This is a genomic window from Muricoccus harenae (assembly GCF_009848505.1).
GTDB classification, from domain to species: domain Bacteria; phylum Pseudomonadota; class Alphaproteobacteria; order Acetobacterales; family Acetobacteraceae; genus Roseomonas; species Roseomonas harenae.
The window spans coordinates 13,508-35,527 of record NZ_WWDL01000008.1; the positions used below are offsets into that span (position 1 = coordinate 13,508).

The 22,020-nt window shown below is 71.5% G+C and carries 20 protein-coding genes; 11 read left to right on the forward strand and 9 right to left on the reverse strand.

What is annotated here, in order from left to right; all coding sequences use genetic code 11:
* Positions 1-38 precede the first annotated feature (38 nt).
* Positions 39-302: a hypothetical protein gene (locus GSE44_RS07865; RefSeq protein ID WP_159348244.1), complete on the forward strand. Its 264-nt coding sequence runs from the start codon at positions 39-41 to the stop codon at positions 300-302.
* A 16-nt stretch (positions 303-318) separates the two neighbouring features.
* Here GSE44_RS07865 and GSE44_RS07870 read toward each other — a convergent pair whose 3' ends face one another.
* A complete protein-coding gene (locus GSE44_RS07870; protein ID WP_159348245.1) occupies positions 319-1,035 on the reverse strand; it encodes a response regulator transcription factor in 717 nt (238 codons plus the stop codon).
* A 301-nt stretch (positions 1,036-1,336) separates the two neighbouring features.
* Here GSE44_RS07870 and ribA point away from each other — a divergent pair, with 301 nt between their 5' ends.
* The 4 genes from ribA to GSE44_RS07890 all read left to right on the forward strand — a co-directional run bounded on the left by ribA (position 1,337) and on the right by GSE44_RS07890 (position 4,349).
* Positions 1,337-2,527 (forward strand): GTP cyclohydrolase II RibA, encoded by a 1,191-nt coding sequence (gene ribA, locus GSE44_RS07875; protein WP_159348246.1) that lies wholly within the window; start codon positions 1,337-1,339, stop codon positions 2,525-2,527.
* 72 nt (positions 2,528-2,599) lie between these two features.
* Positions 2,600-3,064, forward strand: a complete 465-nt coding sequence (locus GSE44_RS07880; protein WP_159348247.1) for a hypothetical protein — start codon at positions 2,600-2,602, stop codon at positions 3,062-3,064.
* Between the two features lie 47 nt (positions 3,065-3,111).
* On the forward strand, positions 3,112-3,600 hold the full coding sequence (locus GSE44_RS07885) for a L,D-transpeptidase family protein (RefSeq protein WP_159348248.1): 489 nt from the start codon (positions 3,112-3,114) through the stop codon (positions 3,598-3,600).
* A 32-nt stretch (positions 3,601-3,632) separates the two neighbouring features.
* A complete protein-coding gene (locus GSE44_RS07890) occupies positions 3,633-4,349 on the forward strand; it encodes a YjbF family lipoprotein (RefSeq protein ID WP_235924622.1) in 717 nt (238 codons plus the stop codon).
* On the opposite strand, the gene GSE44_RS07895 is transcribed toward GSE44_RS07890, so the two are convergent.
* The 6 genes from GSE44_RS07895 to GSE44_RS07920 form a co-directional block, all read right to left on the reverse strand.
* Positions 4,330-5,394, reverse strand: a complete 1,065-nt coding sequence (locus GSE44_RS07895) for a glycosyltransferase family 4 protein (protein ID WP_159348249.1) — start codon at positions 5,392-5,394, stop codon at positions 4,330-4,332. The genes GSE44_RS07890 and GSE44_RS07895 overlap by 20 nt on opposite strands.
* A complete protein-coding gene (locus tag GSE44_RS07900) occupies positions 5,394-6,143 on the reverse strand; it encodes an FkbM family methyltransferase (protein WP_159348250.1) in 750 nt (249 codons plus the stop codon). The genes GSE44_RS07895 and GSE44_RS07900 overlap by 1 nt, the downstream gene beginning before the upstream one ends.
* Positions 6,140-7,009, reverse strand: coding sequence for a VOC family protein (locus GSE44_RS07905; RefSeq protein WP_235924623.1), 870 nt, complete (start codon positions 7,007-7,009; stop codon positions 6,140-6,142). Before GSE44_RS07905 ends, GSE44_RS07900 begins: the two co-directional genes overlap by 4 nt.
* Positions 6,970-7,644 carry a glutathione S-transferase family protein gene (locus GSE44_RS07910; RefSeq protein WP_159348251.1) on the reverse strand — a complete coding sequence of 225 codons (675 nt, stop codon included), beginning with the start codon at positions 7,642-7,644 and terminating at the stop codon, positions 6,970-6,972. The genes GSE44_RS07905 and GSE44_RS07910 overlap by 40 nt, the downstream gene beginning before the upstream one ends.
* Positions 7,637-8,656: an NAD(P)/FAD-dependent oxidoreductase gene (locus GSE44_RS07915; RefSeq protein ID WP_159348252.1), complete on the reverse strand. Its 1,020-nt coding sequence runs from the start codon at positions 8,654-8,656 to the stop codon at positions 7,637-7,639. The genes GSE44_RS07910 and GSE44_RS07915 overlap by 8 nt, the downstream gene beginning before the upstream one ends.
* A 217-nt stretch (positions 8,657-8,873) precedes the next feature.
* Entirely contained in the window at positions 8,874-9,053 is a 180-nt protein-coding gene (locus GSE44_RS07920; protein ID WP_159348253.1) for a hypothetical protein, read from the reverse strand.
* Between the two features lie 123 nt (positions 9,054-9,176).
* On the opposite strand from GSE44_RS07920, the gene tsaE reads away from it, so the two are divergent.
* From tsaE to GSE44_RS07950, 6 genes are all read left to right on the forward strand, one after another.
* The gene (tsaE, locus tag GSE44_RS07925; protein ID WP_159348254.1) at positions 9,177-9,644 is read left to right on the forward strand and encodes a tRNA (adenosine(37)-N6)-threonylcarbamoyltransferase complex ATPase subunit type 1 TsaE; all 468 of its coding nucleotides are present in this window, start codon (positions 9,177-9,179) and stop codon (positions 9,642-9,644) included.
* A complete protein-coding gene (locus GSE44_RS07930; protein WP_159348255.1) occupies positions 9,641-10,651 on the forward strand; it encodes an aminoglycoside phosphotransferase family protein in 1,011 nt (336 codons plus the stop codon). Before tsaE ends, GSE44_RS07930 begins: the two co-directional genes overlap by 4 nt.
* The gene (locus tag GSE44_RS07935) at positions 10,648-11,373 is read left to right on the forward strand and encodes a nucleotidyltransferase family protein (RefSeq protein ID WP_159348256.1); all 726 of its coding nucleotides are present in this window, start codon (positions 10,648-10,650) and stop codon (positions 11,371-11,373) included. Before GSE44_RS07930 ends, GSE44_RS07935 begins: the two co-directional genes overlap by 4 nt.
* Before the next feature lie 34 nt (positions 11,374-11,407).
* The gene (addB, locus tag GSE44_RS07940) at positions 11,408-14,398 is read left to right on the forward strand and encodes a double-strand break repair protein AddB (RefSeq protein ID WP_159348257.1); all 2,991 of its coding nucleotides are present in this window, start codon (positions 11,408-11,410) and stop codon (positions 14,396-14,398) included.
* Positions 14,395-17,841 (forward strand): double-strand break repair helicase AddA, encoded by a 3,447-nt coding sequence (gene addA / locus GSE44_RS07945; protein ID WP_159348258.1) that lies wholly within the window; start codon positions 14,395-14,397, stop codon positions 17,839-17,841. Before addB ends, addA begins: the two co-directional genes overlap by 4 nt.
* Positions 17,842-17,922: 81 nt before the next feature.
* On the forward strand, positions 17,923-18,912 hold the full coding sequence (locus GSE44_RS07950; protein WP_159348259.1) for a Bug family tripartite tricarboxylate transporter substrate binding protein: 990 nt from the start codon (positions 17,923-17,925) through the stop codon (positions 18,910-18,912).
* A gap of 45 nt (positions 18,913-18,957) precedes the next feature.
* Here GSE44_RS07950 and GSE44_RS07955 read toward each other — a convergent pair whose 3' ends face one another.
* Both GSE44_RS07955 and GSE44_RS07960 read right to left on the reverse strand, forming a co-directional pair.
* Positions 18,958-20,154 carry a lactonase family protein gene (locus GSE44_RS07955; RefSeq protein ID WP_159348260.1) on the reverse strand — a complete coding sequence of 399 codons (1,197 nt, stop codon included), beginning with the start codon at positions 20,152-20,154 and terminating at the stop codon, positions 18,958-18,960.
* A gap of 133 nt (positions 20,155-20,287) precedes the next feature.
* Complete coding sequence (locus tag GSE44_RS07960; RefSeq protein ID WP_159348261.1) at positions 20,288-21,952, reverse strand: histidine kinase famiy protein; 1,665 nt, start codon at positions 21,950-21,952, stop codon at positions 20,288-20,290.
* Between the last annotated feature and the right edge of the window lie 68 nt (positions 21,953-22,020).

Below are 22,020 nucleotides of genomic sequence, written 5' to 3' on the forward strand. Positions count from 1 at the left end.
CCGTTCGGACTCCCTGCGGCACAGGGGGAGTTCCAACGATGGTCCGACCGATTCTGATTCCGGCTCTGCTGGCGATTGGCGCCCTGCCCGCGCTCGCGCGCACTCCCGGGCCCGAGGAACTGGGCCGGATCGAGGCGGCGCTGCGGGGCGCCGGCTATACCATTTGGGGAAATATCGACATTCCGGCCGGCGGCGACCGCGTCATCGTCGACGCTGCCCGCCGCACGCCTAACGGGCCAGCCCGCGGCGTGGTGGTCGAGTCCTCGACCATGCGCGTCACGGAGGAGACGCCGGCGCGCTGACGCGCCGGCGCATCGGTCAGGCGGCCGCGCGTCCCGCCTGGGGGTCCAGCCGGTAGCCGCCACCCTCCGTCAGCAACAGCGAGGCTGCCGCCGGATCCGGCTCGATCTTCTGCCGGAGCCGGTAGATATGCGTCTCCAGTGTGTGCGTGGTGACGGCGGCGTTGTAGCCCCACACCTCGTTCAGCAGGATCTGCCGCCCCACCGGCCGGCCACCGGCGCGGTAGAGGAACTTCAGGATCGAGCATTCCTTTTCGGTCAGCCGGATGCGGCGGTTGCGCGCCGTGTCCTGAAGCATCTTGGCCGAAGGGCGGAATGTGTAGGGCCCGATCACGAAGACCGCGTCCTCGGAATTGTCGAAGACGCGGAGCTGGGCGCGCAGGCGCGCGATCAGTTCCATGATGCGGAACGGCTTGGCGATGTAGTCATTCGCCCCCGAATCCAGGCCGCGCACCACATCCTGCTCGGCATCCGCGCCGGTCAGCATGATGATGGGCACCTTGATGCCGTTGCGCCGCAGTTCGGCGCACAGGTCACGCCCGTCGCCATCCGGCAGCCCGATGTCGAGCAGCACGGCGTCGAAGCGCGAACCGTCGGCGAGCAGGATCTGCCCGGCTTCGGCCATGGTTCCCGCCTCGCGGGGCGTGAACTCGCCATCCACCGCCAACTGCTCGGACAGGGTGGCCCGGAGCGCCGGGTCGTCGTCCACGATCAGGATCGGACGTGGGTCCGACATGCACCCTCCCGTTTGAAGGTATGGTTCTGGACCATGCCAAATTGGCTGGGCTCAGAGTTATGAAGTCGGGATATGGGCCCAAGCAGCGTGAACGGGCAAGGCTTTGCTCTCTTTTTCGTGCGGCGTGCCCTTTTTGCCCTGCCATTGCCTCGGTTTTGCCCCCTTCTGGTCCGCCGGGACGTCCCATATTGGCCAGGCTCATATCGGCTTAACATAAGGCGGGTTTCGCCCGCGGAGCCGCATAGGTGGGTCGTCCGAACCGGGTGGTGCCTGGTGGCGGGACGTGCTGATAGGAAACGGAATGCCTGAAGCTTCGATCTGCGCCCCGGCGGCGGGCGTCCCAGGGCGGAAGGCAACCGGCCTGGCGCCCGACCCACGCGCGGCCGGGATGCGCGCCGTGCACCGCGCGGTGTCGGACCTACGGCGCGGTACGCCGGTGATCCTCTCGGCGGGAGGCGAGTCGCTGGTGCTGGCCGCCGCCGAGACCGTCGGCGCGCGCGGGCTGGCGGAACTGGCCGAGGCCTCCCTGGCCGCACCTGTCCTGCTGCTTTCCGCCCCGCGAGCCGCCGCCATCCTCTCCCGCCCGGTCTCCACCGCTTCGGCGGCCGAGCCCGCGCCGGTGTCGCTGCGCCTGTCCCCGGCCCTGCTCGCCCCCGATTCGCTGCGCCGCCTCGCCGATCCGGTGGCCGAGCAGCTCCTGCCCGAGGTGCCGCAGATCGTCCCCGCCGCCGGCTTCGTCCAGGCGCTCTCGCCCGCCGCCATCACCCTTGCGAAGATCGGGCGGCTGCTGCCCGCCCTCGTCGTGGCGCCGGCCTCCGAGCCGGTCGCGGCACGCCTTGGCCTGCTCTCGGTCGAGGTCCCGGACGTGCTGGCCTATCCCGTCTCCGCCGCCGCCAGCCTCAATCAGGTCGCGGAGGCGCGGGTGCCGCTGGAGGATGCGCCCGAGGCCCGAATCGTGGCCTTCCGCGCCGCCGATGGCGGAATCGAGCATCTCGCCATCCTGGTCGGCCAGCCGGAGGCCGCTGGCCCGGCCGCACCGCTCTGCCGCATCCATTCGGAGTGCTTCACCGGCGACCTGCTGGGCTCACTCCGCTGCGATTGCGGCCCGCAGCTGCGCGGCGCCATCGCCCGGATGGCGCAGGAGCCGGGCGGCGGCGTGCTGCTGTACCTGGCGCAGGAGGGGCGGGGAATCGGCCTGGTGAACAAGCTGCGCGCCTACACGCTGCAGGACACCGGGCTGGACACGCTCGATGCCAATCGTGCCCTCGGCTACGGCGCCGACGAGCGGGACTTCCGCGTCGCGGCGACCATGCTGGAGGCGCTGGACATCCCCCGCATCCGCCTGCTGACCAACAACCCCGACAAGCTGGCGGGCCTCGCCGCCTGCGGCATCCAGGTGGAGGGCCGCGTTTCCCACCTCTTCGCCGCCAATGGGGTGAATGACGGCTATCTGGCGACCAAGAAGGCGCGCTTCGGCCACCTGATGGGCTGAGCCGCCCCGATGGCTTGGGCGACCGGCACGCACCTTGCCCTGCCGCCTCCATCCCCTGGGTGGAGCGGCGCCATGTCCCCGATCGTCCCGAATACCGCGTCCCCGGAAGGCTGGGGCGTCTTCGCCGGCCGGACCTATGGCGGAACCCGCCCGGCGCCGGATGGCGGGCCGCCGCTTTCCGGCGAGGAGGCGGCGCCCATGCCCGCCAGCCTGTCCTTCGATGAGATGCTGGAGGTCCTCAACCCGGTGCAATACGTGCCGGGGGCCGGCACGATCTACCGGGAGGCGACCGGCAGCGCGGCCCCGATTGCCGCCCGCATCCTGGTGGGCACGGCCATCGGCGGGCCGGTCGGCTTCGTCGCCGGCGTCGCCTCCGCGGTGCTGGAGGTGACGGGCTTCGTGGACTCGCTGCGCGCCGTCCTCAACGGCCGCGACCAGCCCACGGCCTTCCTCGCCTGGGGGCAGGCGCCGGACCCGGCTGTCTTCGCCCGGGCGCGGCTCGCCTATGAGGACCAGATGCGAGGCAACATGGCCTGACGCCGCTGCCCCTTGCGCCAGAGCCGCTCCCAGGGCCAGGAAGCGGCATGAGCACCGCCCTTGTCGACGGCCAGCAACTCATCCTGCAGCGCGACCGCTGGCGCTGCGCCATCGGCCGCGGCGGCATCCGCGCCGACAAGCAGGAGGGCGACGGCGCCACCCCGCGCGCCCTGCTGCCCCTGCGCCGCGTGCTCTACCGGGCGGATCGTGGCCCGGCCCCCCGCTGCGCCGTGCCGGTGGAGCCGATCGGCCCCGCGGATGGCTGGTGCGACGACCCGGCCGACCCCGCCTACAATCGCCCCGTCACGCTGCCCTATGCCGGCCGACACGAGGAGCTTTGGCGGGCCGATGCCGTCTACGACATCATCGGCGTGCTGGGCTGGAACGACGATCCGGTCCGCCCCGGGCGGGGCAGCGCCATCTTCCTGCATGTCGCCCGGCCCGATTACGCGCCGACCGAGGGCTGCATCGCCCTTGCCCTTCCCGACCTCCGGGCCGCCCTGGTCGCCGGGCTGACGGCCATTGAGGTCGCCTGAGGCCGCTGGAGCGGTATTTTCACATTTCAGTGATGCGCGGCCGTGGCCGCGCGCCTATCCTGCCGGGGATGCGCCGGCTCCTGCTCCTCCTCCTACTTCCCCTCGGCGCCTGCGAATCGGCCCCCGACATGGGAGAGATGGGCCGCTCGGCCGAGAACCTCCTCCGCGCCAGCATCTTCCTGCCGCCGCGGCAGGATGGGTTCGCGCCGCGCCGGCACGAGGCGCCCAAGGGCACCATCCCCGAACTGGAGGCATCCACGGCGGACGGCCCGGCGCTGCTCGTCACCTATGGCAGCCAGCGCAAGGTGATGACGATGATCCAGGGCAATGGCGAGCAGCGCATGTGGCGCTCGGACGACGGCACGGTGGTGGCGACGGATGGCGCCCGGGTGGTGGCGACCGCCGGCACTGTGACCAGCCTCGCCGCCACGCGCTTCGACAGCCCCGATCCGCTGGACGACGTGACCGCCCTGGCGGATCGCCCGGCCATGGCGCGGCGGGTGGTCGACCTCGCTCCATCCTCGCGCGATCCCAACCGCATGCGCTTCGGCGTCACCCTTGAATGCCGGATGCGCGCGACGCGGGTCACGGAAGGGCTTTTCGTGGAGGAGCGCTGCGGCGGCGGCGCGCGTTTCGTGAACCGCTACTGGGCCGATGCCGAAACGGGTGCTGTCTGGCGCTCGGAGCAATGGGTGGGGATGGATGGCCGCCCGATGACGATCGAGGTGATCAGCCCGCCCGCCAACTGACCCCCGCGCGCCGCATCCGCCGGGCGACATAGGCGAGCCACAGCAGCTGCACCGCCAGAGGCGGCAGTACCACCAGCGGCTTCACATCGGAGCCGAGGCGGGGGAAGACGAGGGCGAGCGCCGCCTGGAACAGGACGAAACCCCCATGCACCGCCGCCACCTGCCGCACCGACATGCCGGAGCGTTGGGCCAGCTGGTAGAGATGCGTGCGATGCGGCGTGCTCGGCTGCTCCCCCATCAGCACGCGACGGATCAGGGTGAACCCCGTGTCGAACAGATGCCCGAAGAGAAGCAGCGGCACGATGAGGAAGGAAAGCTGCGCCGTGTCGAAACGCGCGCAGGCCACGGCCAGCACCGCGAGGATGAAGCCGAGGAACTGGCTGCCGACATCGCCCATGAAGATCCGCGCCGGATGCAGGTTGTAGGGCAGGTAGCCCATCAGCCCCGCCGTCAGGAACAGCGCCGCCGCATAGACGAACCAGGCCCCCTGCTGCGCCCCGATGAAGCAGAGCGCCGCGCAGACTACCAGCAGGGATCCGGCCACCAGCCCGTCCATGCCATCCATGAAGTTCACGGCATTGGTGCAGGCGACGATCCAGAACAGCGTCAGCAGCGGCCCCCAGATGCCGAGATCGACCAGCCCGATCCAGGGAAAGGCGAGCCGCGTCACCACCAGCCCACTGGCCATGGCCACCAGCGCCGCCCCGGCCTGTGCGGCCAGCTTCACGACGAAGCGGAAGTCCCACAGGTCGTCCGCCAGGGCGACGGCCGCGATGGCGATGGCCGCCAGGATCACGCCGATGAACTCCGGCTCCGCGATGCGCGCGAAGCGGGCCGTGCCGTAGAGCACCACCATCCCCGCCACAAAGGCCGCGACGATGCCCAGGCCACCGCCCTTGGGGGTAGGCACCTTATGTGCCGTCGCCTGCCGCCGCGCCGGATCGTCCAGTATGGGATAGGCGATCATCAGTCGCACCACCCCGGCCGAGAGCAGCACCAGCAGCACGGCGAAGCCGAAATGCGGCAGGAAGGCCTCGAACTCCATCAGCCTACGATCCGCGCCGGCTCGAGGCTGGCATAGACGTCGCCGCTGTTTGCCTCATGCGGCAGGGCGGTGATCCAGTCCCGGATCGCACCCGCATCGACGGGCACGGGAAGCGCGAGCCGCATGTCCTCCCCGAGCGCCGCATTGAAGCGATAGGGGCCGAGCGCCGCCAGCCGGGCCAGGCAATCCGCCGCGATGCCGCGCTGGATCGTGGTGAACTCGAAGGACAGTGCGCGAGGCGCAAAGGACAGGCCGGCCAGCGCCTCCGCCTCGAAGCCCTCCACATCCAGCTTGATGAAGTCCGGCACGCCATGCACGGCGGCCAGGGCATCGAGGGTGGTGACGGGGCGCGGAATCGCGCGGTCCCACTCCTGCCCCTCCCAGCCCGCAGCGCCATCGGCGGCGGCCACGAAGGCCTCGGAGGCAGTGGCGACGGTGGGGTTGCGCGTGTTCAGCCGCAGCATGCACTCGCCGGGCGCCGCGCCGACCAGGGCGGGCACCAGCGCCACCCCGTCATCGCCCCGGAAGACCAGGCGCAGCACGCGCAGCAGGGCGGGCTGCGGTTCCACCGCCACGGCACGCGCGCCCAGGCGGCGGAAGCTGGCCGCCCGGTCCCCCACATGCGCGCCGATGTCGAAGCCAAGCTCCCCCGGGCCCAGGAAGCGGCGCAGAAAGCCGTCCAGCGCTTCCGCACGGCCCGGCGCGTAATAGGTTCCAATGGACCGCCGCAGGGCGCTGGCAGCCATCATGCCGCGAAGACCAGGGCGCAGCCGCCGGCGCGCTCCGGCGGCACCATCACGCCGCCCGGCACCTCGACCAGCGGCTCCGACGCCAAGCGCGCGCGTGTGGCGGCCGGATCGGCCACGCCCAGCACCATGCCCATCACCGCGGGCAGGGCAGGGGCCTCCACGCCCGGCAGGATCGCAGCCGCGGCTTCCGGCGCCAGGATCCGCACCCGCGCGCCATCCGGCAGCGGCAGCGCAAAGCCACCTGCCGGATCGGGCTCCAGCACCAGGCCGGAGAGGCGGGACAGGCGCGCGGCGCTTTCCGCCGGCCGGCCCGAAACAAGGATGGCGGCGCGCAATTCGGTGGCGCCGTTCGGATGGCCCATCCAGCGTTCCTGCCAGATGGCCTCGGGCGTCAGATGGCGCACGAGCTGCACACGCCCCTCCGGCGCATCGGGAAGCGGAAGCCGCTCGAAGCGCGCGATGGGGCCGCCGGGCTCGGCGGGGCGGGAGAGGGGGGAGATGCCGGGGATGACCAGCCCCGCCCGCCGCAGCCGTGCCAGGTTGCCTTCCGCATCCTGCATGCCCAGGGCCAGGATATGGGCGCCCGCGAAGCGGTCCAGCATCGCGCCCAGCCCGTTATCGGGAAGCGCCGGATCCACGATCGCCAGCAACTCGATATAACCGCGCCGCAGCATGGCGCAGCGATTGGCGGTGCCCAGCGGCTCCTCGCCGCGGGACTGCCGCGCCACGGGCGTCAGCGTGAAGCCGAGGCGCTCATAGGCCTCCCACAGCGCCGCCGCATCGCGCGAGCAGACACCGATGTGGTCGAGGCCGCTGGAGGTGCCCATCAGGCGGCGGGCCCGGCCTCGTAATGCGGCAGCAGCCAATCCTGCGGCTCCTGCGCCGCCTCGTCATACCAGCGCGTGACCAGCGGATGCGCGCGCACCGCCTGCACATAGGCCTTGCCACGGGCGGAAAGGGCCGGCGCATAGGTGATCAGCCGCGCCACCACCGGCGCATACATCGCATCCGCGACGCCCATCGCCGCGCCATGCAGGAATGGCCCGCCGCTGGCATCCAGGCATTGCGCCCAGACCGTCTCGATCCGCGCGATGTCTGCCAGCGCATCCGGCGTGCCGCCGCGCCCCGCGAAGTCGCGGCCGAGATTCATCGGCATGGCCATGCGGAGCCCGCGGAAGCCCGCATGCATCTCGGATGCCGCGCTGCGCAGCAGGGCGCGCAGCACGCGATCCTCCGGCCAGAGGGCGGGCGCCAGCTCGGCGCAATATTCGCAGATGGCCAGGCTTTCCCACACCCGCGCGCCGCGATGCTCGAGATAGGGCACCAGCCCGGCGGGCGTCACCGCCTTGATCGCTGCGGTCTTTCCCCCGCCTGCGAGGGGGATGATCTCCTCCTCCACCTGCAGCCCGGCCAGATGCACGGCCAGCCAGCCGCGCATCGACCAGGAGGAGTAACGCTTCGTCCCGATGACGAGCCGGCCGTCAGTCCCCTTCTCAACCATGAACGGGAACCCCCTTGGAGGTGGAGTACTCGAAGTGCAGCGCCTCGCCCGGATGGACGCGCGGATGAATGGCATGCGCGGCCATCGCCGCCTCAGAGAAGCCCTGCAGGATCAGCTTCAGCTTGCCCGGATAGGTCGCCACGTCGCCGATGGCATAGATGCCGGGGCGTGAGGTCTCGCAGGTGGAAGGCTCCACCGTGACATGGCTGCGGTCCATGCCAAGGCCCCATTCGGCGATCGGCCCCAGCTCCATCGAAAGCCCGAAGAAGGCGAGCAGGTGGTCCGCCTCCACGTCCCGCGTCTCGCCCTTCAGCGTCGCCAGCGTCACATGCGAAAGCGTGCTGCCGTCTCCCTTCAGCCCATGCAACTGGTAGGGGATGGCCATCTCCAGCTCGCCCTTGGCGGCGGCGGCATCAAGCTGCGCCGCGCTTTCCGGCGCCGCGCGGAACTTCGGCCGGCGATGCACCACCGTCACCTTCGCCGCGATCTCCTTCAGCGACAGCGCCCAATCCACCGCGGAATCGCCGCCGCCGGCGATCACCACCTTCTTTCCACGGAAATCCTCGCGCCGCGCCACCATGTAGCGCACGGCGCCGGAGGCCTCGTAGCGCGTCAGGTCCTCCAGCGGCGGGCGGTTCGGCCCGAAGGCGCCGGCCCCGGCGGCCAGGATCACCGCCTTGGCCCGGACGCTGTCCCCCTCGCTCGTGCCGAGGGTGAAGTGCCCGTCCTCCTCCAGCATCCGCTCCACGCGGCGCCCGAGCAGGTAGATCGGCGCGAAGGGCTGCGCCTGCTTTTCCAGCTCATGGATCAGGTCGGCGCCGGCGATGCGCGGATGGGCCGGGATGTCGAAGATCGGCTTCTCGGGGTAGAGCGCCGAGCACTGGCCGCCGATCGCCTCCAGCGCATCGACGACCACGCATTTCATCCGCAGCATGCCGCATTCGAACACGGCGAAAAGCCCGACGGGACCGGCGCCGATGATGGCGACATCCGTCTCGATATGCGCGGTCATGGGTACGGCGCGTCCCCGATGCTGTGAGGGGAGGCGTGATACAGCGGGCAGGAAGGGTGGGAAAGACAGGGGGCATCGCGCGGAAGCCCCGCGATCCGTTTCATCGGGCGGATCGCCCGCTCTGGTTCATCGGGCGGATCGCCCGCTCTGGTTCATCGGGCGGATCGCCCGCCCTGGCCCTAGGGACCGGGGTGGCCGCAGCCACCCCGGTGGAGGCTCAGTTCGGCCGCACGCGGTCCACGGCCCGGTCCACTGCCCGGCCGGTCCGCTCCACCGGTCCGCTCGGCGGGTCCACCGTATCCCGCACTCGCTCGCCGACGGTGCGGTTTCCTCCCGTGCAGGCGGCTAGGGTGGCGAGCAGCAGCATGGGCATCAGGGCGGCACGGATCAGGCGCATGGGTGGTATCCCCTCTCTGGGTGCGGCCAGCGGGCCGCTGGTGCAGCGCTAACCGGAGGAAGGCGCCCCGGTTTCCGCCCGGCTTGCTCCTTGCCCCGCCCGGAGGGCAGATTGGGCCCGCTCATGAACACCCCGATCATCCTTTCCCTGCCCAATGAGGCGGCAACCGGCGCGCTTGCCGCCCGCGCCGCGCGGCTGGCCCGTCCTGGCGACGCGATCCTGCTGGACGGGCCGTTGGGCGCCGGGAAATCCGCCTTCGCCCGTGCCTTCCTGCGCGCCGCCAGCGGCGACCCGGCGCTGGAAGTGCCCTCGCCGACCTTTACCCTCGTGCAGTCCTATGGCTTGCCGCAGGGCATGGCGCACCACATGGACCTGTACCGGCTGGAGGGGCCCGACGCCCTGCCGGAGCTGGGCTGGGAGGAGGCGGCGGAGGGGATCCTGCTGGTGGAATGGCCCGACCGTCTCGGCCCTTATGCGCCGCCCGATGCCTTGCGCATTACCCTCGCCCCGGCGGAAGAGCCCGAAGCCCGCACCGCCACCCTTTCCGGCTGGGACACGCCCCGCCTGACCGCATTGGCCACCCTCGCATGAGCCTCGACCACTTCCTCGCCGCGCATGGCTATGCCGCGGCCAGCCGCGCGCCCCTGCCGGGCGATGCCGGCCATCGCCGCTATCTGCGCCTGGTAGGCGGCCCGCGCCCGGCCCTGCTGATGGACGGCTCGGGCGCCGCCGCCGTCGGCCTGCCCTCCGCCGAGGCGGACCTGCGCAACTTCATGGCGATCGCGGCCCATATCCGCACGATCGGCCTCTCCGCGCCCGAGATCCTGGCGGCAGATCCGCCCGCCGGCCTGCTGCTGCTGGAGGACCTGGGCGAGCCCACCCATGCCACGCTGCTGGATGCGGGGGCGGAGCCGCTGCCCCTCTACCTCGCCGCCGCCGAGACCCTGGCGGCCCTGCATGAGGCCCCGCCGCCCGCCGGCCTAGCGGCCTGGGAGGGCGCCGCCATGGCCCGCGCCACCGCCGCCACCTTCCTCGACTGGTGGTGGCCCGCCGCCGTCGGCACCGATCCCAGCCCGGCGCAGCGGGAGGCCTTCCACGCGGCGATGGGCGCCATGCTCGCCCCCTTCGAGGGCGCCGGCGCCTTCGTCCACCGGGACTACTTCCCCGCCAACCTCCTGCCCCTGCCGGAGCGCCCCGGCCCGGCCTCGGTCGGCATTATTGACTTCCAGGATGCCGGGCACGGCCACCCGGCCTATGACCTGGTGAGCCTGCTGCAGGACGCCCGGCGCGACGTGCCCGATGCCGTGCGGCAGGCCGCGACCGACCGCTACCTCGAACGCCGCCCGGGGCTGGACCGCGCGGAATTTGCTGCCGCCACCGCCGCCATGGCTGCCCAGCGCCATTTGCGGGTCGCTTCCCTCTGGGTGCGGCTGGACCGGCGCGACGGGAAGCCGCACTACCTCCGCCATGGGCCACGCTGCTGGCGCCTGCTGGATGAGGCCCTGGCCCATCCGGCCACGGCGCCGCTCGCGGCCTTCCTCGACGAACACGTGCCGCGCCACCGGCGCGCCAACCCTGTTATGGAACCCGCCGCATGATCCGCCTGACCCATGGCATGGTGCTGGCGGCCGGGCTCGGGACGCGCATGCGCCCGCTGACCGAGACTGTGCCGAAGCCCCTTCTCGCCCTGCGCGGCCGCTCCCTCCTCGACCACGCGCTGGACCGGCTTGCCGATGCCGGCATCGGGGAGGTGGTGGTGAACGCGCACCACCTCGCGCAACAGGTCGTCGTGGCTTGCGAGGCGCGCAGCACCCCCCGTTGCACCGTGCTGGTGGAGGATGAACTGCTGGAGACCGGCGGCGGCATCCGCAATGCCCTGCCGCTCCTGGGCGATGCTCCCTTCGCCGTGGTGAATGGCGACGCCTATTGGCTGGATGGCCCGACCCCCGCCCTCACGCGCCTTGCCGCTGCCTTCGACGAGGAGCGGATGGATGCGCTGCTGCTGATGGTCCGCGCCGCGACGGTGGAGGGGGAGGTGGGACTCGGCGACTTCCTGCTCGACCCCGTCGGCCGCATTCGCCGCCCGAAGGAGCGCGAGGTGGCCCCCTATCTCTATGCCGGCGTGCAGATCATCCACCCCCGCCTGCTGGACGGGACGGAGCCCGGCCGATTCGGCCTGATGGGCCCCTGGACGCGCGCGATCGAGGCTGGGCGCCTCTATGGCCTGGTGCATGACGGCGCCTGGTTCCACCTTTCCACCCCGCCGGACCTGGAACGGGCTGAGGAACTTCTGGACAAGGGGCTGGTGAAGCTGTTCTAGCCATGTTCTTCCGATGGGGAGGGGAGGGCGCGCGGTGAGGCTGTACGAAATTCCCGCCCATCGCCCCTTCCTGGATGACCTCGCCCATGGCGTCCTCGCCATGGCGGAGGACCTGGACGATCCGGCGGCGCTGGCGCGGACCACCATCCTGCTGCCCACCCGCCGTGCCGCGCGCTCGCTGCGCGAGGCCTTCTTGAGGGCCTCGGGCAAGCCCGCTTTGCTGCTGCCCCGGTTGCGCGCCCTGGCCGGGCTTTCGACCGAGGATGCGGAGGAGCTGTCGCTCCCCACCCTGCTGGACGAGCCGCCGGCGGTGGACGCCGCCCGGCGGCTTGCGGTGCTCACCGAGATGGTGATGCGCCTGCCCCCGCATTTCGGCGGTCCCGGCAGCCCGGACCAGGCCTGGCGTTTGGCGCTGGAGCTCGCGACCCTGCTGGACGAGATGGCGCTGGAGGGCTGCGACCCCGCCGCCCTGCCTGACCTCGTGACCGGCGACCTCGCCCAGCACTGGGAGATCACCCACAAGTTCCTCGGCGCCGTCATCGAATCCTGGCACGGCTGGCTGGCTGAGCAGGGGCTTTCGGACATCGGCGCGCGCCGCGTCGCCGCCCTGCGCGCCCAGGCCCAGGCCTGGAAGCAGCACCCCCCCACCGATCCGGTGATCGCCGCGGGCATCGGCATTGGCGGCACCATTCCGGCTGCCACCGACCTGCTGCGCCAGATTGCCCGGATGGAGAAGGGCGCCGTGGTCCTGCACGGCGCCGGGGAGGAGATGCCACCCGAGCTATGGGAGGTGCTGCGCGATGCCCACAGCCATCCGCTGAATGGCACAGCCCGCCTTCTGCGCGGGCTGGACGCCACTGCCGCCGACCTGCGCCCCTGGCCCGGCCGAGCCCCCGATGCCCCCGCACCCAACGACGCCCGGGCCGAGTTGCTCGCACGCGCCCTGCGGCCGGAGGATGGCATCGCCTGCTGGCAGGATCGGGAGCCCGAGCGCTGGCGCCCCGCCCTGACCGGGTTGGACCTGCTGATCGCCCCGGACGAGGCCGGCGAGGCCGCCGCCATCGCCCTGCTGCTGCGCGAGGCCCTGGAAACCCCCGGCGCCCGCGCCGCCCTGGTGACACCGGATCGCGACCTCGCCCGCCGCGTCTCGGTGGAGCTGCTGCGCCACGGCATCATGGCCGATGACTCCGCCGGCCAGCCGCTGGGCATGACCCCGGCCGGCGCCTTCCTGCGGCTGATCGGCCGCATGGTGGAGGAGCAGTTCGCCCCGGTTCCCCTGCTGGCCTGCCTGAAGCACCCGCTCTGCGCCGCCGGCATGGCGCGGTCCGATTGGATGCGGGCGGTGCGCGAATTGGAGCGCCACGCCCTGCGCGGCCCCCGCCCCTGCGCCGGGCTGGACGGGGTGCGTCGCGCGGCCGAGGCGATCCGGAACGACCAGGCGCGCGACCGCGTGCGCGCCATGCTGGATGCGCTGGAGGCGGCGCTCGGCAGCTTCCGCGCCCTCGAATACGAGGTGCGCCCTCCATCGGACCTGCTGGCCGACCATCTTTCCGCCGCCGAGGCCCTGGCCTCTACGGATGAACGCCCCGGCGGGCTGCGGCTCTATTCCGGAGAGGAAGGCGAGCCGCTGGCGGTCCATCTCGCTGGGCTGGAGCCCGCCATGCGCGCCCTGCCGCCGCTCGAGGCCGCCGCCTGGCCCGCGCTGTTCGACGCGCTGCTGGAAGGTCCGCTCGCCCCCGGCATCCGGACCATGCGCGGCCGCAAGGGCGCATCCCATCCCCGCGTGCAGATCCTCGGCCTGCTGGAAGCGCGCCTGCAGAGCTTCGACCGCGTCGTGCTCGGCGCGCTGGAGGAAAGCGTCTGGCCGCTGGCCACTGATCCCGGCGCCTGGATGAGCCGACCCATGCGCGCCCAGTTCGGCCTGCCCGCGCCGGAGGCCCGCATCGGCCGCGTCTGCGCGGACTTCCTGCTTTCCGCCCTTTCGGCACCCCGCGCCACCCTGTCGCGCGCCCGCAAGCGCGGCGGCTCGCCCACCGTTGCCGCGCGCTGGCTGACGCGGATCGAGACCTTCCTGAACGGCCAGGGCCTTGGCGGGCTGGAGGGTTCCCCCGCCACCGGCTGGGCCGGGCTGCTGGACATGCCGGAACGCCCGCAGCCCTGCGCGCGCCCCGCGCCATCTCCGCCCGCCGCGCTGCGCCCGCGCCGGATCAGCGTGACGGATGTCTGGCTGCTGAAGTCCGATCCCTATGCCTGGTACGCCAAGCGCATCCTGAAGCTCCGTCCGCTCGACGATCTCGATGCCGAGGCGGATGCGGCGGAATACGGCAACATCGTCCACCACATGGTCTCGCGCTGGCTGACGCTCTGCGATGGCGATCCACATTGCCTGGAGGCGGTCGCGCATTTCGCCCAGGCTACCGAGGACGCGCTGGCCGAATTCGCGCCGCGCCCCGGCCTCGTCGCTTATTGGCGCCCGCGCCTCGCGCGCATCGCGGAGTTCGTGCTGGACGAAGAGCGCAAGCGCGATAGCGTCGCGAAGCGCCATGCCGAGATCAGCGGCGCGATCGAGCTGCCCTGCGGCGTGCGGCTGGAAGGCCGCGCGGACCGGGTGGACGTGATGAAGGATGGCCGGCTCGTCCTGATCGACCTCAAGACCGGCGCGCCGCCCAGCCATGCCGAGATGGCCGATGGCCGCGCCCCGCAGATGCCGCTGGAAGCCGCCATCGCCGCGCGCGGCGGCTTCGCCGGCATCGCGGCCGCCGAGGTTTCGTCACTGGAGCACTGGCATGTATCCGGCGGCTACGTTCCCGGCGCGGTGGAGCCCTTCCGCCCGAAGGATTCGACCCTGCCCGAGGTGAGCGAACAGGCCTTCGAAGCACTGAACGGCCTGGCCCTGGCCTTCCTGCTGGGGGACCGCCCATTCCTGGCCCGCCCGCACCCAGCGCGCACGCCGAAAGGCGATGAATACGACCACCTCTCGCGTATCGCCGAATGGGGCGGCGCGAGCGAGGGCGACACCGCGTGAACGAAGCTCTTTCGGCGCGCGTCCGTGCCGTCATTTCGCAGCGCATGGCCTCCGACCCGCGGATCTCCGCCTGGGTGGGGGCCTCCGCAGGGTCGGGCAAGACGAAGGTGCTCACCGACCGCGTGCTGCGCCTGCTGCTGCGCGAGGACACGCAGCCCGGCCGCATCCTCTGCCTCACCTTCACAAAGGCGGCGGCGGCGGAGATGGCCACGCGCCTCGCCGCGCGGCTGGGTCAGTGGTCCGTGCTGCCCGAGCCGAAGCTGCGCGCGGCGCTGGAGGATCTGACCGGGCAGCCGCCGACGCGCGCCGAAGTGGAAACCGCGCGCCGCCTGTTCTGCCGCGTGCTGGAGCAGCCCGGCGGAATGCGGATCGCGACGATCCACGCCTTCTGCCAATCGCTGTTGCGCAGCTTCCCGCTGGAGGCGCGCCTTCCCCCCGCCTTCACCCTGCTGGAGGAGGCGGACAGCGCCACGCTGCTGGCCGAGGCGCGCGAGGCCGCGCTGGCCGGACGCGCCATTCCCGAGGAAGCGCTGGCCGGCCTCGCCCGCCTCGTCCCCGCCGACAGTCTGGCCAAGGCGCTGCGCGAGCTCGTCGGTAAGCGCGAGCGCCTGCGCCCGCTGCTGGAACGCGCCGATGGCCACGCCTCCGCCCTGCGCGAATGCCTGGAGATCCCGGACGGCGAGACCGAGGACACGCTGCCGGCCCATGTGGTGACGCCGCCGGAATCCTTCCGCATCGCCCTGGCCACCCTGTCGCAGCACAAGAACAAGGGCCCACGCGAGGCCGCGGCCACCCTGCTCGCCATTCTCTCCGAGCCCGAGGAGGCGCGCGCCGCCCGCTGGGCCTCCTGGCACATGACGCTTTTCACCCAAAAGGGCGAATGGCGCGCCGCGCTCGCGAAGGAGGAAGCCTTCGCGACCGAGATGGCGCGGGTGGACGGCATCCTCGCGCGCTGGGCCGCGCATCGCCTGCTCGGCGCCACAGGCTCGCTGCTCTCCGCCGCGCGTCCGGTGCTGGATGATTACAAGGCCCGCAAGCAGCGACGCGGCGCGCTGGATTTCGACGACCTGATCCACCGCGCCCAGGCCCTGCTGCGCGATCCCGGCTCCGCTTGGGTGCTGTTCAAGCTCGATGGTGGCCTCGATCACCTGCTGCTGGACGAGGCGCAGGACACCAACCCCGCGCAATGGGGCATTGCCCAGGCACTGGCCGAGGAATTCTTCTCCGGTGCCGGCACGCGCGAACCCGGTGACCGCACCCTCTTCGTCGTGGGCGACGAGAAGCAGAGCATCTTCGGCTTCCAGGGCGCTGATGCACGCGGCTTCGCCGAATGGGAAACGCGCTTCGACACGCAGGTGACGCGCGGCGGCGCGGTGTTCGAGCGCGTGCCGCTGAACGTCTCCTTCCGCTCCTGCGCGCCCGTGCTGGCGCTGGTGGACCAGGTCTTCGCCGATGGCGACGCGCGAAAGGGCGTCGTGCGCGACGGCATGGCGCTGGAGCACTCCGCCGACCGCGCCGGCCATGCCGGCAAGGTGGAAATCTGGCCGCTCCTGGAACATGCCGGCACCGAGGCGCCCGAGCCCTGGATCGTGCCGCGTGATCCCGTCTCAGCGCAGGATTCCGAGGCGCTGCTGGCTGAGGCCATCGCCGCCCGCATCGCCCGCATGATCCTGGAGGAAACCTTGCCCGCGCGGGGCGACCGCCCGATCCGCCCGGGCGATGTCATGGTGCTGGTCCGCCGCCGCACGCGGCTGATCGAATTGCTCGTGCGGCAGCTGAAGCAGCGCGGCATCCCCGTCGGCGGCGTGGACCGTATGATGCTGGTGGAGCAGATCGCGGTGCGCGACATGCTCGCCCTCTGTGACGCACTGCTGCTGCCCGAGGATGACCTCGCCCTCGCCGCCCTGCTGAAGTCGCCGCTGATTGGCCTGTCCGAGGATGATCTCTTTGCCCTGGCACATGGCCGCGAAGGCCCGCTTTGGCATGTGCTGATCAAGCATCGCGACGAGAAGTCGGCGGTCGGCGAAGCCGCCAGCTGGATTGCGTCCCTCGCCGATCGCGCCGACCTCATCACGCCACATGCCCTGCTCTCCGAAGTGCTGGGCGAGCATGGCGGCCGCGCCCGCCTCCTCGCGCGGCTCGGCGCCGAAGCCGCCGAGGCGCTGGACGAGCTGCTCTCGGCTGCGCTCCGCCACGAGAACCGCCACGCGCCCTCCCTCCAGGGCTTCGTGCAATGGCTTCGCCGAGGCGGTGCCGAGGTGAAGCGCGAGATGGAGAACGCCGCCGACGCCGTGCGCATCATGACCGCGCATGGCTCCAAGGGATTGCAGGCCCCGGTGGTGATCATCCCCGATATCGGCCGCGGCGGCGCGCGCGACACGCTGCTCTGGAGTGGCGCGAACGGCCCCGGCGCCGATGCGCCAGATGTTCCCCTCTGGGCCCCCCGCCGCGAGTTCCAGGCCGCCCACTGGACCCGGGCCCGCGACGCCCGGGCCCATGCGGATTCCGAGGAGGAGAACCGCCTCCTCTATGTCGCGCTCACCCGTGCCGAGGATCGCCTGCTTGTTTGCGGCCTCGCCCCCCGGAAGGCCTCCGCCCACCCGCCCTGGCACGCGCTGGTGAAGGCCGGCTTCATGCGCGGCCTGGAAGCAGGCAACCCTGGCTTCGCCATCGTTCCCTTCGATCCCATTGCCCTCGGTCTGCCCGAAGGCTGCGGCTTCGGGCCGGAGGGCTGGGAGATCACCACCGCGCAGGAGGCCGAGCCCAGGATCGACCCGCCCGCCCTGCGCGCCGAGGCCGCCATCCTCCCGGCATGGGCCACCATCCCCGCGCCCGCCGAGGCGAGCGAGGACCCCATTGCTCCCTCCCGGCTGGAGGGAGAGGCGGAGCCCCCCGCAGCCGCGCCGCATGGCGCAGGCGATCCCGGTGGCCGCCGTTTCCGCCGTGGGTTGCTGATCCACGGCCTGCTGCAGCACCTGCCCGAGCATAAGGAGGCGCGCTGGGGGGACCTGGCCCGCCGCCACCTCGCCCGCCCCGGCCATGGCCTCGACCCCTCCGAGCAGGAAGCGACGCTCGCCGAAACCCTGGCGGTCCTGCACCACCCGGCGCTGGCCGGCGCCTTCGGTTCCGGAAGCCTCGCCGAGGCGCCGCTGGCCGGGGTGGTGGACGGTATCCCAATCGCAGGCCAGGTGGATCGCCTGCTGGTCGAACCCGACCGCGTGCTGGTCCTCGACTACAAGACCAACCGCCCGCCACCCTCCGAAGTGGCGGCTGTTCCCCCCGCCTATCTGCGCCAGATGGCCGCCTACCGAGCCGTGCTGCGCGCCGCCTGGCCGGGGCGGCGGGTGGAATGCGCCCTGGTCTGGACCTGGTCCGGCCATGTCATGCCGCTGCCGGACACGGCCCTGGACCCCCACGCGCCGGGTGCCACGCGTCCCGCCTGAATCGCCTTGTCGCCCCGCCCGGGGCCGTGACATTCAGGGCGCATACGGTCCGCACGAAGCGGGCCGCGAGGAACGCCCCGGATGCTCACCCGCCGCATGATCGGCATGGCCACGCTCGGCATGCCCCTGCTCAACCTCTCCACTGCGCGTGACGCCGCGGCCCAGGACTATCCGAACTATCCCAGTCGCCCTGTAACCCTCGTCGTCCCCTGGGCGGCCGGCGGCTCCACCGATGCCGTGGCGCGCATCCTCGCCGCGCGGCTGACGCAGGATACGGGCAAGTCCTTCGTCATCGACAACCGCGCCGGCGCCAATGGCACGATCGGCTTCGCCTCCGTCGCCCGCGTGCGGCCGGACGGCTATCAACTCCTGGTCGGTACCATCAGCACCTATGCGATGGCGCCGCATCTCTACCAGCTGCCCTATGACAATGACCGCGCCTTCACCGGCATCGGGCTGATCGCGGCGCAGCCGATGATCATGGTGGTGCCGAAGGCCTCCCCGGTACGGACGCTGGCCGAGTTCCTCGCTCTGGCGAAGCGCCTGGGCAGCAACATGACCTATGCCAATTCCGGCACAGGCAGCTCCACCCACCTTGCCACCGAACTGTTCCTCCAGGCCGCCGGCATCACGATGAACGATGTCGGCTACCGCGCTGGCGCACAGGCCGTGCAGGGCACGCTGCAGGGCGAGGTCTCGATGGTGATCCAGGCCGCCTCGGGCCTGCTGCCGCTGATCCAGTCCGGCGAGCTGCGCCCCCTCGCCATCTCCTCCCGCGAGCGCAGTCCCGTGGCGCCGGAGATTCCCACCTTCCGCGAGCAGGGCTTCCCGGATTACGAGGCGGTGGAGCACATCGCCATCCTCGGCCCCGCCGGCCTGCCGGTGCCCATCGTCGCGCGCATGAACGAACTGGCCCGCGCGGCCATGACGGCACCGGAGACGCGAGAGCGGCTGGCGGCCCTGGCGGTCACGCCCGAGACGCAGCGGCCGGAGGAATGGGCGGCCTACAACGCCGCCGAGAATGCCAAGTGGCGCGAGGTGATCCGCTCGCGCGAGATCAAGGTGCAATAAGGCCAGGGGCCCGGGTGCTCGCCCCGGGCCCCGAGGCGACGTGCCTCAGGCCTTCACGGTCGAGAAGGCGATCGTCACCGGGCTGCCGATGCGGATAGGCGCGCCGTTCGGTGTCAGCCGGCCGGTCGCGGCATCCAGGCGGAAGGGCACCACCGTGTCGCCCTGCTCATTCGCCGCCAGCAGGAACCGCCCGGTCGGGTCCACGGCGATGAAGCGCGGGCTCTTCCCCTGTGTCGGTTCCCAGCCCACGGAGGCCAGGGTGCCTGACTGCGGGTCGGCGGAGAAGATCGCCACGCTGTCATGGCCGCGGTTCGAGCAGTAGACGAAGCGTCCATCGGCCGTGACGGCGATTTCCGCCGTGGTGCTGGCGCCGAAGAAGTCGGGCGGCAGGGTGGTCAGCACCTGCAGCGGGGTGAGGGTGCCGGCCGTGCCGTCCCACCGGTAGGTGGCGACGGTGCTGTCCAGCTCGTTCAGCACCCAGACCACGGGCAGGCGGGGGTGGAAGGCCAGGTGGCGCGGCCCGGCGCCCGGCCGGCTCGCCACCGAGCTGGCCAGGGAGACCTTGCCGCTCGCGCCGTCGAAGCGGAGCACAAAGGTCCGGTCCAGCCCCTTATCCGGGATCAGCACGAACTGGCCCGAGGGATCGAAGACGACGTCATGCGGATGCGCGGTGGCCTGCTCCGCGCGGTGCGGGCCGATCGCGCCTTCCAGCGGCAGAAGCTGGTGCTGGTCCGAGAGCCGCCCGTCGGTCCCGACCGGCAGCACCGCGACGCTTCCGCTCGAATAATTCGCCACCACCATGTAGCGGCCGGAGGGGTCGATCGCCTGGCGCACCCCGTTGCGCCCGCCGGTCGAGCCGCGGTTCAGCAAAGCGATCTCGCCGGTCGCGGCATTCACCGAGAAGGCGGTGGCGTAGTCCAAGTCGCCATGGACGGCGTAGAGGAAGCGTCCGTCGCGGCTGAGAATGAGGAAGGAGGGGTTCACCAGCTCCCCCTGGCGCTGCACATGCCGCCAGGCCCCAGTTTCGGCATCGATGGCATAGACATTGATGCCGTCGCCCCGCGCCTTGCGCTGCTCCGTGGTGAAGGAGCCGACATAAGCGAAGGCACCGCCGCGTGCGGGGGCGGCCGCTGGCGCCGTCTGCTGCGCCAGGGTCACGGTGGCGGGAACGGTGGCGGCGAGGGCAGCGGTGCCAGTCAGCACGGTACGCCGCGTGGATATCGCGTCGGCATCCTGGGTCATGTGTTTCCTCGGTTGGTCTTGTTGTTTTCAAGCGCCCGACGGGGCCGAGGGACACTGGGCCAGGATGGTACGGCCATCAAGCACGGCGCTCCGGCCCGACCGGCTTCGCCGCCGAGCCAGGATGAGCCCGCGTTCAGCCGACCCCGGTCGGCCCATCCAGCACGATCCGCACGCGCCGCGCGAGATCTGCGCGACCATAGGGCTTGTGGATCAGGTCGAACTCCGTGCCGCGGGAGTCGTCCTGGCTGACGGAATCATCGGCATAGCCCGTGGTCAGCAGCACCTTGATCCGTGGCCGCTGCCGCCGCGCCTCGCGCGCCAGCATCACCCCGTTCATCCCGCCGGGCATGATGAGGTCCGTGAACAGCATGTCGAGCGGCATGTCGCCGTTGATCACGCGCATCGCCGCATTCCCGTCATGGGCGATGTGCACCGTGTAGCCGAACTCCTCGAGGATCGCGCGGGCCAGCTCCGCCACTTCCGGCCGGTCGTCCACGACCAGGATCGTCTCCGTGCCCGGCCGCTCGGAGGCACGGGGCGCGCTGGGGCGGGGCTGGATGTCGTCCGCCGCCTGCGGGAAGTAGAGGTGGACGCTGGTTCCCTGGCCGGGCGCGCTCTCGATCTGCACGGCGCCGCCGGATTGCCGCGCGAAGCCATATACCATGGACAGGCCGAGCCCGGTGCCGCGCCCCTCCTCCTTGGTCGTGAAGAAGGGCTCCATCACGCGGGACAGGATTTCGGGCGGCATGCCGCCGCCATTGTCCGTGACGCAGACCGCCACATAGGAGCCGGGGGGTAGGCGGTTGCGCATCAACGCATCCTCCACCCCAATCTCCCGATTGCGGGTCGCGATCGTCACCGCCCCGCCCTGCCGCCCGCCCAGCGCGTCCCGCGCGTTGATCAGGATGTTCAGCAGCGCCACCTCGGCCTGGGTGGGATCCAAGCGGCAGGTGCCGAGCTCCGGCGCGAGATCGAGGGTCAGCGCCACATCGTCACCCAGGGTGCGCGCCGCCATCTCGCGGATGCCCCCCACCAGGGCATTGAGGCTCACCGCCTGGCCCTCCAGCCGCTGCTTGCGGGAGAAGGCGAGGAGCTGCTGCGTCAGCGTCGCCGCGCGGTCGGCGGCGGCGCGGGCATTGCACAGGCTGCGCCGCAGCCGCGCCATTTCCGGCTGCGGCCGCGACAGACCGCTGTCGATCAGGTCCATATAGCCGCGCATGACCTGGAGCAGGTTGTTGAAGTCATGGGCGATGCCGCCCGTCAGCTGCCCCAGCGCCTCCATCTTCTGCGCCTGGCGCAGCGCCTCCTCGGCATCGCGGCGCCGGCTGACATCGAGCTGCGAGGCGAAGAAGTAGATCAGCTTGCCCGCCGGATCGAAGATCGGGGAGATGAAGAGCGCGTTCCAGAAGGTCGAGCCGTTCTTGCGGTAGTTCAGGATCTCGGTGGCGATTTCTCGCCGCGTCTCGATGGCGTGCCGGATCTCGGCGACCGTCTCCCGGTCCGTGTCCGGGCCCTGCAGGAAGCGGCAATTCCGACCGAGGAGCTCGGCTTTCGAATAGCCCGTCATCCGGATGAAGGCCTGGTTCGAGAAGACGATCGGATTGTCGTGCTGCCGGGGATCCGTGACGATCATCGGCATCCGCGTCATCTCGACGGCGGCGAAGAAGATATCCGCATGGGTGTCGGTCACACCGTCATGATCCGCCCGGATGGTTGGGGGGCGGTCCAGCCGGATCGGGTCCAGCGCGTCGGAGAGGCTCGAATCCGGCCCGGAAGTCTCGCAGGCGTCGTCGTTCATCGGGCGGGCGGAGGCTCGGGTCGGAGGAGGTGGCGCGCCTCAGATCGGCCCGATCGGCCGATCCGCAA